General features: G+C 71.7%; 14 protein-coding genes and 1 pseudogene. 8 read left to right on the top strand and 7 right to left on the bottom strand.

Features of this window, described 5'->3' with window-relative positions; all coding sequences use genetic code 11:
• The 5 genes from ACILQS_RS04930 to ACILQS_RS04910 form a co-directional block, all read left to right on the top strand.
• Positions 1-701: ABC transporter substrate-binding protein (locus tag ACILQS_RS04930; RefSeq protein ID WP_395638994.1), on the top strand; the 701-nt coding region annotated here is incomplete at its 5' end.
• Positions 698-1,753, top strand: a complete 1,056-nt coding sequence (locus ACILQS_RS04925) for a FecCD family ABC transporter permease (protein ID WP_395638993.1) — start codon at positions 698-700, stop codon at positions 1,751-1,753. The genes ACILQS_RS04930 and ACILQS_RS04925, both read left to right, overlap by 4 nt.
• Positions 1,750-2,778, top strand: coding sequence for a FecCD family ABC transporter permease (locus ACILQS_RS04920; RefSeq protein ID WP_395638992.1), 1,029 nt, complete (start codon positions 1,750-1,752; stop codon positions 2,776-2,778). The genes ACILQS_RS04925 and ACILQS_RS04920 overlap by 4 nt, the downstream gene beginning before the upstream one ends.
• Entirely contained in the window at positions 2,775-3,575 is an 801-nt protein-coding gene (locus ACILQS_RS04915) for an ABC transporter ATP-binding protein (protein WP_395638991.1), read from the top strand. Before ACILQS_RS04920 ends, ACILQS_RS04915 begins: the two co-directional genes overlap by 4 nt.
• Positions 3,565-4,491 (top strand): siderophore-interacting protein, encoded by a 927-nt coding sequence (locus ACILQS_RS04910; protein WP_395638990.1) that lies wholly within the window; start codon positions 3,565-3,567, stop codon positions 4,489-4,491. Before ACILQS_RS04915 ends, ACILQS_RS04910 begins: the two co-directional genes overlap by 11 nt.
• 13 nt (positions 4,492-4,504) lie before the next feature.
• Here the strand turns inward: ACILQS_RS04910 and ACILQS_RS04905 are convergent, their stop codons facing one another.
• Entirely contained in the window at positions 4,505-5,158 is a 654-nt protein-coding gene (locus tag ACILQS_RS04905) for a LuxR C-terminal-related transcriptional regulator (RefSeq protein WP_395638989.1), read from the bottom strand.
• Entirely contained in the window at positions 5,155-6,303 is a 1,149-nt protein-coding gene (locus tag ACILQS_RS04900) for a PspC domain-containing protein (RefSeq protein ID WP_395638988.1), read from the bottom strand. Before ACILQS_RS04900 ends, ACILQS_RS04905 begins: the two co-directional genes overlap by 4 nt.
• Positions 6,304-6,406: 103 nt before the next feature.
• Here ACILQS_RS04900 and ACILQS_RS04895 point away from each other — a divergent pair, with 103 nt between their 5' ends.
• Together ACILQS_RS04895 and ACILQS_RS04890 are read left to right on the top strand one after the other, a co-directional pair.
• On the top strand, positions 6,407-7,975 hold the full coding sequence (locus ACILQS_RS04895) for a PspC domain-containing protein (protein WP_395638987.1): 1,569 nt from the start codon (positions 6,407-6,409) through the stop codon (positions 7,973-7,975).
• On the top strand, positions 7,972-8,280 hold the full coding sequence (locus ACILQS_RS04890; RefSeq protein WP_395638986.1) for a hypothetical protein: 309 nt from the start codon (positions 7,972-7,974) through the stop codon (positions 8,278-8,280). Before ACILQS_RS04895 ends, ACILQS_RS04890 begins: the two co-directional genes overlap by 4 nt.
• Positions 8,281-8,308: 28 nt before the next feature.
• On the opposite strand, the gene ACILQS_RS04885 is transcribed toward ACILQS_RS04890, so the two are convergent.
• The 3 genes and pseudogenes from ACILQS_RS04885 to ACILQS_RS04875 all read right to left on the bottom strand — a co-directional run bounded on the left by ACILQS_RS04885 (position 8,309) and on the right by ACILQS_RS04875 (position 10,034).
• Positions 8,309-9,235 carry a HipA domain-containing protein gene (locus tag ACILQS_RS04885; RefSeq protein ID WP_395638995.1) on the bottom strand — a complete coding sequence of 309 codons (927 nt, stop codon included), beginning with the start codon at positions 9,233-9,235 and terminating at the stop codon, positions 8,309-8,311.
• A gap of 78 nt (positions 9,236-9,313) precedes the next feature.
• Positions 9,314-9,613, bottom strand: a pseudogene (locus ACILQS_RS04880) (HipA N-terminal domain-containing protein); the annotation flags it as partial.
• The gene (locus ACILQS_RS04875) at positions 9,606-10,034 is read right to left on the bottom strand and encodes a helix-turn-helix domain-containing protein (protein ID WP_395638985.1); all 429 of its coding nucleotides are present in this window, start codon (positions 10,032-10,034) and stop codon (positions 9,606-9,608) included. The pseudogene ACILQS_RS04880 and the gene ACILQS_RS04875, both read right to left, overlap by 8 nt.
• Before the next feature lie 115 nt (positions 10,035-10,149).
• Here ACILQS_RS04875 and ACILQS_RS04870 point away from each other — a divergent pair, with 115 nt between their 5' ends.
• A complete protein-coding gene (locus ACILQS_RS04870; protein ID WP_395638984.1) occupies positions 10,150-10,860 on the top strand; it encodes a glycosyltransferase family 2 protein in 711 nt (236 codons plus the stop codon).
• On the opposite strand, the gene ACILQS_RS04865 is transcribed toward ACILQS_RS04870, so the two are convergent.
• Both ACILQS_RS04865 and ACILQS_RS04860 read right to left on the bottom strand, forming a co-directional pair.
• Positions 10,755-12,095 (bottom strand): glycosyltransferase, encoded by a 1,341-nt coding sequence (locus ACILQS_RS04865; RefSeq protein WP_395638983.1) that lies wholly within the window; start codon positions 12,093-12,095, stop codon positions 10,755-10,757. The genes ACILQS_RS04870 and ACILQS_RS04865 overlap by 106 nt on opposite strands.
• The gene (locus tag ACILQS_RS04860) at positions 12,092-14,248 is read right to left on the bottom strand and encodes a glycosyltransferase (protein WP_395638982.1); all 2,157 of its coding nucleotides are present in this window, start codon (positions 14,246-14,248) and stop codon (positions 12,092-12,094) included. The genes ACILQS_RS04865 and ACILQS_RS04860 overlap by 4 nt, the downstream gene beginning before the upstream one ends.
• Positions 14,249-14,334 lie beyond the last annotated feature (86 nt).

The raw sequence follows: 14,334 nt of genomic DNA, 5'->3' as shown, positions 1-14,334 counted from the left end.
AGCCCGGGCTCTACGACCCGACCGACGGCATCGATTTCGAAGCTATCAGCGACGCCGCCCCCGACGTCATCCTCGCCGCCTACTCCGGCCTGAGCGAGGAGGAGTACGAGACGCTCTCGAAGATCGCGCCGACCATCGCCTACCCCGACGTCGCCTGGGCCACCTCCGTCGAGGACACCATCACGATGAACGCCACCGCGCTCGGCTTCCCCGCGGAGGGTGAGGCCCTGATCGACGACCTGCACGCGCAGATCGCCGACGCCCTCGCCGCGCACGCCGATCTCGAGGGCACGAAGGTGCTGTTCTCGTACCTCGATCCTGCCGACTTCAGCAAGATCGTCTTCTACACGAGCCACGACACGCGCCCCGGATTCCTCGCCAGCATCGGACTGCCCATGCCGTCGGTCGTCGAGGAGGAGTCGGCCGCAACCGACGCGTTCTACGTCGAGGTCAGCGCCGAGGAGGCGGACCGCTTCGCCGACATAGACGTGTTCGTGACCTACGGCGACGACGCGGAGACGTTCATCGCGGCGCTGCAGGCCGACCCGCTGCTCTCGCAGATCCCGGCGATCGCGGAGGGCCGGGTGGCCGTGCTGCCGAATTCGACACCGCTCGCCGCCTCGGCCAACCCCTCCCCGCTCTCGATCGGCTGGGGCATCGACGACTACTTCGCGCTGCTGGCCGCGCCGCTGGCCGGGTGAGGTCTCCCGCCTCGACGGCACTACCGCCGGTCGCCGCACGCTCCGAGGGGCTGCGGCGGCCGGCGGCCGTCCGCGTGTCCTGGCTGCTCGTCGGATCGGGCGTCCTGGTCGTGCTGGTCGTCGCTTCGGTGGCCTTCGGCAACCGCGTGGTGTCGTTCGACGACGTGCTCGCCGGGCTGAGCGGCAGTACCGCCGGTGTCGACCAGGCGGCGGTCGTCGCACGGCTGCCGCGCACGGTGCTCGCGATCCTCGTCGGCGCGGCTCTCGCCCTCTCAGGTGCCGCCTTCCAGGCCATCACCCGCAATCCCCTCGCCGACCCCGGCATCCTCGGCGTCTCCAGCGGTGCCTCCCTCGCAGTGGTCTGCGGCATGGCGTTCCTCGGTCTGACCACTCCGTACGCGACGATCGCGCTGGCGACGGTCGGCGCGGCCGCGGCCGCGGTGTTCGTCTACGCGGTCGGCTCCCTGGGCCGCGGCGGGGCGACGCCGCTGAAACTCGCACTCGCGGGAGCGGCGACGGCGGCCGCGCTCACCGCGCTGATGAGCGCCATCCTGCTGCCCCGCGTCGATCTGCTGTCGACGTTCCGGTTCTGGCAGATCGGCGGCGTCGGCGGAGCAGCGTGGGAACGCATCGCGATCGTCGCACCGGTGCTCGCCCTGGGCGCTGTCATCGTGCTGCTCACCGCGCGCGGGATGAACTCGCTCGCGCTCGGTGACGACCTGGCCGCCGGACTCGGCGAGAACGTCGGACGCACGCGGCTTCTCGCCGGCGTCGGCGCCGTCGTGCTGTGCGGCGCGGCGACCGCGATCGCCGGCCCGATCGGCTTCGTCGGCCTCGTCATCCCGCACCTGTGCCGCCTGCTCGTCGGCACCGACCACCGCTGGCTGCTGCCGTTCTCCGCCCTCGCCGGCGCCTCACTGCTCGTGCTCGCCGACACCCTCGGTCGCGTCATCGCGCGGCCCGCCGAGATCGAGGTCGGCATCATGACCGCCCTCGTCGGCGCCCCGTTCTTCATCGCGATCGTGCGCCGGCAGAAGGTGCGCGAGCTGTGACGACTCTCGATGCCGTGCGACTCGGCCGGCGCTCGCGCCTGCGCCGCCGCGTGCTGATCACCGCCGCGATCGGCGTGGCCGTGTTCGTCGTGTTCGCGGTGACGCTCATGGTGGGCAACCGGTTCTACGGGCCCGATGACGTCATCCGGGTGATCCTCGGCCAGCAGGTTCCGGGGGCGTCGTTCAGCGTCGGCGAACTGCGGCTCCCCCGCGCGGTGACCGCGGTGCTCGTCGGCTTCGCCTTCGGGCTCGCCGGGGCGTCGTTCCAGACGATGCTGCGCAACCCGCTGGCGAGCCCCGACATCCTCGGCATCACCTGGGGCGCGAGCGCCGCCGCCGTGGTCGGGATCGTGCTCCTCTCGCTGAGCGACACGGCGGTGTCGTTCCTCGCCCTCGGCGGGGCGCTGCTCACCGCGCTCGCGATCTACCTGTTCGCCCACCGCCGCGGCTTCGCGGGGGCTCGGTTGATCCTCATCGGAATCGGCATCGCGGCCCTCATGCAGAGCGCCGTGTCGTACGTGCTCTCCCGGGCGTCGAACTGGGAACTCTCGACCGCGATGCAGTGGCTCGCCGGCAGCCTCAACGGAGCCACCTGGGATGCCGTGCGCCCGCTGGCGATCGCGAGCGTCGTGCTCATCCCCCTCGTGCTGCTCAACGCCCGCGCCCTCGGCGCCCTGCGGCTCGGCGACGACTCCGCCGCGGCGCTCGGCGTGCGCGTGACGGCGACCCGGCTGCTGCTCATCGTCGCCGCCGTCGCGCTGCTCGCGTTCGCCACTGCCGCGAGTGGACCGATCGCGTTCGTCGCCTTCATGGCCGGCCCGGTCGCCGCGCGGCTGGTCGGCACCGGGGGCTCGCTCCTCGTGCCCGCGGGACTCGTCGGCGCGCTCCTGGTGCTCGCCGCCGACCTCGTCGGGCAGTTCGCCTTCGGTGCCCGCTACCCGGTCGGCATCGTCACCGGCGCGCTCGGCGCGCCGTTCCTCATCTACCTGCTCGCCAGGACCGCCCGATCGGGAGCCTCGATATGACCACCACACACCAGTTGTCGGCGGATGCCGTCACGCTCGCCTACGGCGATCGCACGGTCGTCGAGCAGCTCTCGCTCGACCTCGCGCCGGGCAAGATCACGGCGATCGTCGGCGCGAACGGCTGCGGCAAGTCGACGCTGCTGCGCGCGCTCGCCCGGCTGCTGAAGCCTCGCGACGGCCGGATCGTCTTGGACGGCGCAGCCCTCGCCTCGCGCAACACCAAGGAGGTGGCTCGCACCCTCGGGCTGCTGCCGCAGAGTCCCCTGGCGCCGGAGGGCATCGCCGTCACCGATCTCGTCGGGCGCGGCCGGCATCCTCACCAGAAGCTGCTCGCCCGCTGGACCGCGCACGACTACCAGGCCGTCGCCGACGCCCTCGAGGCGACGGGCATCGCCGACCTGGCCGACCGGTCGGTCGACGAGCTCTCGGGCGGCCAGCGTCAGCGGGTGTGGATCGCGATGGCGCTCGCGCAGGAGACCGACATCCTGCTGCTCGACGAGCCGACCACGTTCCTCGACGTCGCCCACCAGATGGACGTGCTCGACCTGCTCACCGATCTCAACCACTCGCGGGGCACCACGATCGTGATGGTGCTGCACGACCTCAACCTCGCCGCCCGCTACGCCGACGAACTCGTCGCCGTGCTCGACGGGCGCGTTCACACACTCGGCGCGCCCGCCGACGTCGTCACCTCCGACCTGGTTCGGGATGTCTTCGGCCTCGAGTGCACCGTCATCCCCGACCCCCTCACGGGCAAGCCGCTCGTGCTCCCTGAAGGAAGGCATCATGTCCGTTAGCACTGTGTCCCCGTTCGTCATCGCCCGGGCCTCCGTCGTCGCGGTGGAACGGATCTCGCCGACCTTCTCCCGCATCACGTTCGGCGGCGACTCCCTCGACGACTTCGGCACTCCCGGCGCCGTGCTCGATCAGCGGATCAAGCTGATCTTCCCCGCGCCCGGCCACCCGCTGCCGGCCATCCCGGAGGGCGACTGGTACCAGGCCTGGCTCGCCGTGCCCGAGCAGGAACGCGGCTCGATGCGCACCTACTCGATCCGCTCGCTGTCGGTGGATGACGGCGGCACCTCGGTCGTCATCGACTTCGTGCTGCACCTCGAGCCCGGCCTCACCGGCCCCGCGGCGACGTGGGCGTCGACGGCGGCGGTCGGCGACGAGCTGCTCGTCATCGGCCCGCGCCGCGGCCGCGAAGGAGGCGGCGGCATCGAGTACTCCCCCGGCGACGCGCGCGAGATCCTGCTGGCCGGCGACGAGACGGCGGCCCCCGCGATCGCCCGCATCCTCGAGGATGTCGCCCCCTCCGTACGTGGAACGGTGTTCATCGAAGTGCCGCACGCCGACGACATCCTGCCGATCGCCGCCCCCGCGGGGGTCGCCGTGAACTGGCTGCCGCGGTCAGGGCGCTCGCACGGCGAAGTGCTGATCCCGGCGGTGCTCGCGCACCTCGGCGACGTCGTCGACACGATCGAGATCCAGGATGCCGACACCGAGAACCCGCTCTGGGAGACACCGCAGTACTCCGAGCTGGGCGAGGCCGTTGTTCCGGAGACGAACCACGCCGACCGATACTTCTGGATCGCGGGCGAGTCGGGCGTCGTCACGACGCTGCGCCGGCACCTCGTGAAGGATCTCGGGATCGACCGCGCCCAGGTCGCGTTCATGGGGTACTGGCGCAAGGGTGTCGCGATGCGGGGCTGACCCGCCGGACCTCTCAGAGCAGGCGGCGCTCCAGTGCCCAGGCGGTGAGCTCGTGGCGGGACGAGAACTGCAGCTTCCTGAGCACCGCCGAAACGTGGGTCTCGACGGTCTTGATCGAGATGAAGAGGTGCGACGCCACCTCCTTGTAGGCGTAGCCGCGAGCGATGAGGCGCATGACCTCCTGCTCGCGCGCGCTCAGCCGGTCGAGTTCGTCATCGGTCGCGGCGATCGCGGGGGCGCCGGCCGCGGTGCCGAAGGCGTCGAGCACGAAGCCCGCGAGTCGCGGCGAGAAGACGGCATCCCCCGCCGCGACGGTGCGCACGGCGGCGGCGACATCGGTGCCCGAGGTGGCCTTGGTGATGTAGCCGCGCGCACCCGCGCGGATCACCCCGACGACGTCCTCGGCGGAGTCCGACACCGAGAGCGCGAGGAAACGCACGTCGCCCAAGAGGGCCGCCGAGCGGCGCACGACCTCGGCTCCGCCGCCGCCCGCACCTCCGGGAAGATGCACGTCGAGCAGCACGACGTCGGGCCGCAGGTCGTCGACGGCACGCACCGCGGCATCCACGTCCCCCGCTTCTCCGACGACCTCGACCGCGTCGCCGAGGTCGGACCGCAGCCCCGAGCGGAAGATCGAGTGATCGTCGACGAGCAGCACGCGGATCACGCCGGCACACCCGTCCGCCGGGGCAGCCGCAGGTGCACTTCGGTGCCGTCGGCCCCGGGTTCGACCGACGCCGTCCCACCCGCGCGGGTCATGCGTCCCAGGATCGACTCGCGGATGCCGAGGCGCCCGGCGGGCACGTCGGCGGGGTCGAAGCCCGGCCCGCGATCGCGCACGAAGACGTCGACGGCATTCTCCGTCGCCTCCGCGTAGACGGTGACCTCGCCGCCGGCATGCCGTGCGGCGTTGGTGAGCGCTTCGCGCGCCGCCGACGCGAGCGCGTGACTCTCCACTCCCCCGACGTCACCGACGGTGACGACCTCGATCCGCGCGGGGTGCTCCAGTTCGAGCTCGCGCGCCATCATGCGCAGTTCGGTCGCGAGATCGCGCGCGAAGGGGTCGGTGCCGGCGAAGAGCCAGTCCCGCAGCTCGCGCTCCTGCGCGCGGGCGATGCGCGCGATCTCGGATCCCGTTCCGGCACGATTCTGGATGATCGCGAGCGTCTGCAGCACCGAGTCGTGCAGATGCGCCGCGATCTCGGAACGCTGTTCCTCGCGCGCGAGGGCGGCCCGTTCGGTCGAACGTTCCGAGAGTCGCGCCAGGACCGCCGGCAGGACGAGAACGGCGACGCCCGCGACCCCGAGTGCCGCCGACAGCACGGCGACGACGGGCCGGCCTTCGAGCAGCGTGAAGGGGAACAACCCGATCCCGAGCACGAGCAGCAGTCCCGCCGCGACGACCCGGGAGGTCGGCGCGGACGGCGCGTGCCGGGGGTCACGCGGGTCGACGATCGATGCCCAGGCGGCCGCACCGACGGCGAGCAGGCCGCTCTCGACGGCGCCCACCGGCAGCAGAGTCGGCAGGTTCCAGGTGATCGCCGAAGTCACGGCGGCGATCCCGGAGGCGATGAGCAGCAGCCCGGCCACGGGAACGGCGCGCGTCGGCGGACGCGCGGGCTCGCCCCGGTCACGAGGAACGAAGACCCAAAGCCAGAGGTAGAGCAGAACTCCCGCGCCGCCGAGCACCGCGAGCACGACCGCCCCGAGGCGGATGCGGGCGACGGGCACCTCGAAATGATCGGCGAGCGCGACGCACACGCCCCCGAGCACGACATCCCGCGGGCGAGCGAGGGGCGGGCGGGCGGGCATGACTCGATCCAAGCACGCTGGCTCGAACACGTGCGGGCCGGTCAGGGACAGATCAGGGGTTCACCCCATAGAACGACGACCCCGGGCGGGCCACGATCGGATCATGCCCACTCGCACCACCTCCCCGGATCCCGTCGACTCTCCGGATCCCGTCGATCCGACGCCCGAGCACGGATTCTTCACCTGGATCCGCCGGCTCGACCTGCCGCGGCGACCTGGCTGGCTCGGCGGCGTCTGCGCCGGTGTCGCCGAACGCATCGGCGTCGACCCCGTGCTCGTGCGCGGCATCGCCGTCGTGATCGCCGTGCTCGGCGGCCCGGTCGCCCTGCTCTACGCCCTCGCCTGGTTCGTGCTTCCGGACGAGCACGGAACGATCCACGCCCAGCAGCTCGGACGTGGCCAGGTGACCCGGGCGATTCCCGGCATCGCCGCGGTGTTCCTCTTGTCGTTCCTGCCGCTCGCCCAGGGGTTCTGGTTCGCCGGGGCGTCCTACTGGTCCGATCTCGGGGCGGGCGGCGTCGTGCTGCGCGTGCTGTGGACCGCCGCCTTCCTCGCCGCCGCCGTCGTCGTGGTCGTCTGGCTCGCGCGGCGATCGTCGGCGAACCCCGACATCACCGTCACCCCCGCGACCACCGACGACCAGCCCGACACGGTTCCCTCGGCGCGCGCGGCGAACGCCGCCACCGCGACGACGGTGCCGGCACCCGGGGAGCCGCCCGCGCCGCCCGGCGATGCCTCCGCCGACGAACTCGCCGCCTGGAAGCGGGGCCAGGACGACTGGCAACGCCAACGCGCCCAATGGGCGGCCGAGCAGCGCCGGAGCGAGCGCGAGCGCCGCTCCGCGGAGGCCCGGATGCGCAGTGACGCGGCTCTCGCCGCCGCGCGGGAGCGGGCGCGGGTGGAGAGGCTCACCCGGCCGTGGGTGCACCCGGGCGTCGTCGCCCTCGTTCTCGGGGTGGCCCTCGTCACGGCCGCGATCGCCGCGGCCGTCGCACAGGCCCAACCCGCGACTCGCGGAGCCCACTGGGTGGTCGGCGCGGCGACCCTCGTGCTCGTTCTCGGCGTGGGGATCGTCGTCGTCGGGCTGGCACGGCGCCGCAGCAACGGCCTCACCTCGCTGAGCATCACGTCGCTGTTCGCACTGGCTCTCGCGACCACGCTGCTCGTCGTGCCGATCGATCGCGAGATCCTGCCGATCGGCAGCAGCTATGGTCTGCCTCGCGACCACGACGGCCGCTACCTCCAACTGGCCGGAGCGAGTGAGCTCAGGGTGCTCGACCGGCCCGACGCCGAGGGTGGCGACGCGCCGGTGGTCGATCTGTGGCAGGTGGGCGGGAGGGTCGAGGTGCGGTTGGAGGACGGTGCGTCCGCGCGCATCGAGATCGTGAGCGACCGCGCGGACGACCAGATCGCCGTCATCGAGGACCTGGGGTCGGGTAGCGGGCAGACCTCGTTCTTCCTCCTTCGCGACGGCCGGCGGCAGTTCACGGCCGGCGGCGGAGTCGTGGATGTGGTCTTCCGCGTGCACCTGGTGAACAACGCCTACCTCACGGTCTGGACAGCGCCCACGGCCGGCGATCCGCTCCTGCTCGATCCCGCTCCCGACGGCGTCGAGTCCTGGGGCGACCAACCGACTCCGACCCCCGTACCGACCGAAGGACCCACGCCATGACCACGACCGAACCCACCCCCCTCGACCTCACGATGGATGCCGAGCAGCTTCCCGGCCCGCGCATCCGCACCGGAGCCGTGATCTGGGGCCTGCTGCTCGTCGCGATCGCCGCCATCACGCTGTGGACGGTCATCGACCCCGGTCGACGCGCGGCCGCGATGGACGCGGTGACCGCGCTCGACGGTTTCGGCTGGACGATCGTCGGCGTCGTGACTTTCGGCGGCATCCTGACGCTGATCGCCCTCGGGGCGGTCATCCGCCAGGGCCAGCGGCGGCTCGCGCGACGGGTTCAGAAAAGCCTCTGAGGTACCTGCCTCACCCCTTGCCGGGGCGTCAAGGATCGATCAAGCCGCCGATCCCGAGCGCCTCGGCCGCTTGGCGGGCACGAACGGGCATCCACTCCACGAGGCGGGCGACCGTGTCGGTCTGCAGCAGCGGCGGCATCGCCGATGCCTCGATCGCGACGACACCCGAGATCTCATAGAGCATGGTCGCGGTGAGCGCGAGCAGGTGGTCGGCCGGCATCCCGCATCGCTGTGCAATCATCGCGATCTCGAACGTCCCCACGTCGCCAACCCGATCCGTGCCGCCGTAGGCCACCGACATTCGCTGATCCGCAGCCCGCGCGAGAAGGGACGGTCGGTCGATCCCACGGTCTGCGGCGAGATAGGGAAGAACCGATGAGGCGTCGTAGAGGGGCGTGAGCGCGGCACCTTCCGAATGGATGAAGACCGAGCTGTTCTTCGCATGCGCGTCCGTCGACATCACGATCCACGAGAACATCAGTGTCGCCGCGTACCGCTCGAGCGAGTGTCGATCGGTTTCGACTTTCAGAACACCGCTGATCTCGTCGATCCCTGGCCCCCCGAACCGCTCATATTTGCGCAGACGCGGAACTCCGAGGACTTGCAGCAGATCCTCCTGATGGAGCCGGACAACCCGTCCGTCGTCGATACGGCGATCGAACCGCGTGACGATCAGCGAGTGCTCTCCGTCGTGATCGAAGAGATCCACCGGGGCAGTCGGCAGGCCGAGGATGAGTGCGCTCCGCATGATGAGGTACTCGACCAGCTCGCCGTCGCGAACTCGTTCGACCTGGGGCTTGAAGATGTGCGTCGATGGGTCAGCACCGCGGGTCTCCCACCATCCGTCGTCATCATGGGCCAGCGAGAACTTGCGTTGAGCGCCACCGAGAGAGAACTGGCCCGACGCCGGACCGTCGTCGTGCCAGGCTGAGGCGTCGGCGCGGAGCGCTCGCACCCGCTCCGCGATCTGGGCCTCATCGATCCGCCACCGATGCGATCGCGGGGGTTCGCCGGCGGGGCGGAAGGAGGCGGCGCCGGCGACATCCTCCCCGTACTCGCGGAGCAGGAAGAACGGCTCGGTCGTATCGAGCCCGGCGTCGGTCGCCCATCGCTGCCGCACGTCGGGGTTATCGGGCAGCAGGTTGTCGAGGAAGTTCGCGACGACGCGCCCCCGGTGCGTGCGGCTGCGCAGAGGAAGCGAGAGCGAGAGCGGGACAGCGACATCCTCCGCTGTCCATGCGCGATCGTAGGCGAATTCGTAGTCCTCGACACCGGTGCGCACCAGCTGGCCGATCGCGTGCCCGTACAGTTCGACGTCGAGCCGGTCATCCACTGTGCTCGGCCTCCCCGGTCGACGATTCGACGTGCCGTTGCGGGTACTTCGAACGGATCTCGGCGAGAGTCGTACTCATGTCCATCGATTGGATCGCGAGGCGCCGGGAGATGTCGGCCCAGTCGATGTTCGGCAGTGTGAGCTGCGGGACTTGGATGGGCGGAATGGAGAGGGTGAACTGAGTGCCCCGTCGCCCGGAGGCCGACCGCTCTGAGGGCTCGTTGACTCTGACGTTCAGATCGAGCGCATCGAGCACAGCGAAAGTCTTCGAGAGCGACACGTCGGAGGTGCCCTTCTCGAATCGGACGACCCATTGGCGCGTCACCCCGGCTCGCGCGGCGAGATCGGCCTGCGAGAGTCGCAGACCGCGTCGCCGGTCGCGCACGACCGCGCCGAGTTCGTCACTCGATCTGACTTTCACGACGGCTCCTCTCATGTCTGCTCTGTGCGACATCGGCAAGTATGTCACGTATAACGTACATTCTCCGAAATGTACGCAGGATGCGACATCCGCCGCGACCGCGTACAGTTCCGACGTGACCTCCCCACTCGTCGTGCTCCCGTGGCGCCCCGCACCCTCGCGCCTGGACGCGTTCGACCGCGTGCGCGACTGGTACGCGCGGATGTTGCCGGAGTTCGCGCTGACGACGATCGACTCGGGTGACGTGCCGTTCAACCTCGCCCGCTGCCGCAACCTCGCCGTCGCCGAAGCCGGACTGGATGACGTCATCGTTCTGAACGACGCCGACACCCTCCCCGAGCCGGAACCTCTTCGGGAAGCCGTCGCCGCGGCGGCCACGAGCGGACGCGTGCACCTGCCCTACACCGCGTACCACTGGCTCGGCGCGGAGGGCTCGGCGCAGTTCGCCGCCGGCATCCCGCTCGAGGAGTGCACGTTCGAACTCGTGAACGGCGCCTGCTCGGGCGTCTACGTCACGACCCGCCGCGCCTGGGAGGCGCACGGCGGGCAGGACGAGCGCTTCCGCGGCTGGGGCTTCGAGGATGCCGCCTGGTACCTCGCGCACTCGACGATCCTGGGTGAGCCGCCGCGGCGTCACGAGGGCCGGGTCTACGCCCTGCACCACGTCGCGGCCGAGCGGGCCGGCGAGCAGTACAAGGCGAACGCCGCGCACATGGAGCGCTACCGCGCCGCGGCATCCGATCCGGCGGCGATGTCGGCGCTCGTGGATGAAGGTCTCGCCGAGAGCGTGCGGAACGCGAGCACCGGGCCGGGCTCCGCGGCCTGACGCGCGGCGATCGCGGCGAGCAGCGCATCCCGTGACGCGTCCGGCGCCGTCAGCGTGAGCAGCGCCGATCGCAACTCGGCCACCGTCGCGGCGTTCGGGTCGAGCGCGAGACCGACCCCGGCATCCTCGATCGCGGCGGCGCCGGCGAACTGGTCGGTCGAGAACGGCAGTACGAGCAGCGGCACCCCCGCGCCGAGCGCCTCGGTCACCGAGTTGTTGCCGCCGTGGGTGACGGCGAGGGATGCCGACCCCAGCAGTCGCACCTGCGGCAGGTACTCGCGCACGAGCCAGCCGTCGGGAATCGGGCCCAGCTCGTCGAGCAGCGTCGAACCCGAGGCGACCGCCGCCGGGATTCCCGCGGCCGCGAGCGCTTCGACGACGCGGCGCAGCACGTCGCCGCGCACCGAGAGGAAGCTGCCGAAACTCACGTAGGCGAACCCGTCGGTGCGGGAGAGCCACGCATCGACCTCGGCATCCGCCGGTTCCTCACGGCGGGTCGAGCCGAGGAACACGTGCGGCGGCAACCCGGCGGAGTCGGCGAGCTCACCCGGGTAGTTGTAGAGCACGAGCGGTCCGTGCTCAGCGAACGCGTCAGCGCTCGGCACCGCGGCCGGGTCGAGGGCACGCGCGGTGCGATTCCACTCGGCGGTGAAGTTCGCCGACACCCGGTCGCAGAGTTCGGCGAGCGCATCCAGTTCAGCCGCAGAAGGCTGGAACGCCGCGGGCCACGTCGGCGGAAACCCGTACTTCTCGTCACCGACCGGCAGCGCGCTCGGATGACCGAGCACGACGTCGCCGTACGGGATGCCGGCGACCGAGAGCGCGAGCCGGGCGCTGAACGCGAGATGGTCGATGAGGATGTCATCGGGCTGCAGCTCGTCGACGAGGCGCAGCACCTCGCGCCCCGCCCGCTCCGGCTCCCACATGAGGTCCACGAGCCGCTCGCGCGCCTGGTAGCTCAGCGTCTCGACCATCCCGCGGCGGGTGGCGTCGAAGAACCCGCGCAGCGAGTCGGCCTCCTCGTCGACCTGGTCTTCCGCACGAATGACGCCGGCGTTCGAGCCACGGCCGAGCTGCAGGTTCACCCGCTCGAAGCCGAACTCCGCGACGATTCCGGCGGTCGCCGGGCCCGAGGCGACGACGACGCGCTCCCCCGCATCCCGCCACGCCGTCGCGAGCGTGACGAGAGGCAGCAGGTGCGAGGCGTAGTCGGGGCTGATGACGAGCAGCGTCACCGCACGGGCTCCGCGAGGGCGAGGAGGGCGGCCTCGTCGCGGGCGACCCCGCGGTAGACGGTGCCGAGGGCCGACGACATCCGCTGGATCGTGAAGTTCTCGCGCACCATGTCGCGCGACCGGTCGGGGCGCGAGGCGTCGCGCTCGAGAGCGGCCTGATCGAGCGCGAACCCGACCGCCTCGCGCAGACGCGCGACGTCCCAGGTGGCGGTGAGGTGACCGGTCACGCCGTCCTCGACGTAGGTCGCGGGGCCGCCGCCGTCGGGGGCGACGACGAGAAGCCCGGTGGCCATCGCCTCGAGAAGGGCGATGCCGAACTCCTCCTTGATGCTCGCGCAGGCGTACACGCCGCCCGGCGCCGAGAGGCCCGGAAGACCGAGGCGCGCGGCAGCGAGCCAGCGCGCGGCGACGTCGTTCGCCCGGTGTCCCGGCAACAGCAGTCCGGCGGAAGCACGGCGGTCAGCGGGGACGATCGCGTCGATCAGGGCGAGCTGCTCGCGTTCGTCGAGCGACGGCGACTCGAGGGCGCCGCCGACGATCAGCAGGTTGGCGCGCGCGGCGAGCGGACCCTGGGCCCAGGCCTCGACGAGCGACGCCATGCCCTTCACCCGGTGCATGCGCCCGACGCTGACGACGAGCGGCAGCGCACGACGGGCCGGGTCGAGTTGCTCGACCAGGGCGCGTAGCTCGGCGAGCGCCGGAGCCGGCTCGGAGCCGGCGGCGTGAGCGGCGGCATCCGCGACGGCGGCGTCGATCGTGTCGAGGTCGACGCCCTCGGGCACGATCGTGTGACGCTCGGGATGCGCGGTGAGGTCGATGCCGACGAGCCGCTGCATGTCTTCCCGCAGCTTGGGCCGCGGGAAGAGCACCGTGTGCGCGGCGTTCGCGGCGAGGCTCTGCACGAGCCGGGCGCGGAACCAGAAGTGCTCCTCGCCGTCGACGGCGCCGAAGCCGGCGCGGGTCAGCCGACCCGAGCGGTCGAGCGACTCGATCACGCCGTGCGGGTCGGGCGCGACGGTGAAGACCACGGGGATGCCGAGCTCGCGGGCGACGTCGGCGGCGGCGAGGCTGCCGACATCCGCCATGCGCAGGTGCAGCAGGTCGACGTGTCCGGCGGCGCGCAGGATGCGGCGGATGCCGCGGCGGGCCATCACGCGCAACGGCCAGGCGGCGGCCGCCGGCACCGGGTCGCGCAGCAGCGGGATGCGCCCGTAGACGTGGCCCGCGTCGGCGTCATGGAGCCCCAGCAGATCGGAGGCTGCGCCGTCGACCGAGCCGCGGGAGAGCGTGATGACCCGTTGCACACCGGTCTCCGGGTCGGCTGCGAGGGCGTCGCCGAGCCGCACGAGCAGGGTCGCGATGCCGCCGTTGTCCCCCGCACCGGCCGAGCTGAGCTGCGGGTCGATGTCGGCGTGCAGGAACAGTTGCGCGACCGTCAGCCCGTTCTCGCGGGCGAGTCGCGGCAGCGGCGTCGCGGTGGAGTCGATGACCGCGAGGCGGGCGACCTCGGCGACGAAGTCGTCGCCGCCGACGAGACCCTCGAGCGCCTCGGAGATGCGGGAGTCGCGCGGCCGCTGGCCGAGAGCTGCCACCGCGGCGACGCGTACCGGCTCCGGCTCGCCCGGGTCGAGCGCGAGGCGCAGAAGGGGCTCTTCGGCGATCGCCGAGCGCACGAGACCCAGGGTCTCGACGAGGCGGGCACGAGCCGCCGGCTCGTCGACGCCGAGCAGCCCGGCTTCGATCCCGACGACGAGGTGGTCGCCGGTGGCCGACGACCACTGTTCCAGGGAGCGCTGGGCGAGCATCCCGGCGAAACCGCCGCGCACGGTCATGCCGAGGAGGCGGCCCATCGCGTCGGGTCGCGGCAGCACGGTGCCGAGCGCCCAGGCGGCGTGTTCGCGCACGAACGGGCGCTCGTCGGAGAGCAGGCGAGCGAGCAGGCGAGCGGCTTCGGCATCCCGGATCTCGGCGAGCGCGTGCGTCGCGGCGATCGCGGCGAGTTCATCGTCGCCGGCGAGGGCGACGCCGAGCACGCGCAGCGTGCGCACGCCGGGGTCGCGACCGGACTCGAACGCCAGGTCGTCGGCGAGGCGCATGGCATCCACGATCGTCGGAGCCTCGAGCACCTGATCCAGGGACGTCTGAACACCCATCCGTACACCTCCCAGCCGACCCGAACGCGGCTTCCGATCGGTCGCGGCGCACCGATGATAGCCCGCGGACCTGACATCCGATCCGG

This window comes from Pseudolysinimonas sp. (genome assembly GCF_044239695.1).
Taxonomy (GTDB): Bacteria; Actinomycetota; Actinomycetes; order Actinomycetales; family Microbacteriaceae; genus Pseudolysinimonas_A.
Note: the sequence above shows the minus strand (reverse complement) of the source record. Positions and strands in the feature narration are given on the sequence as shown.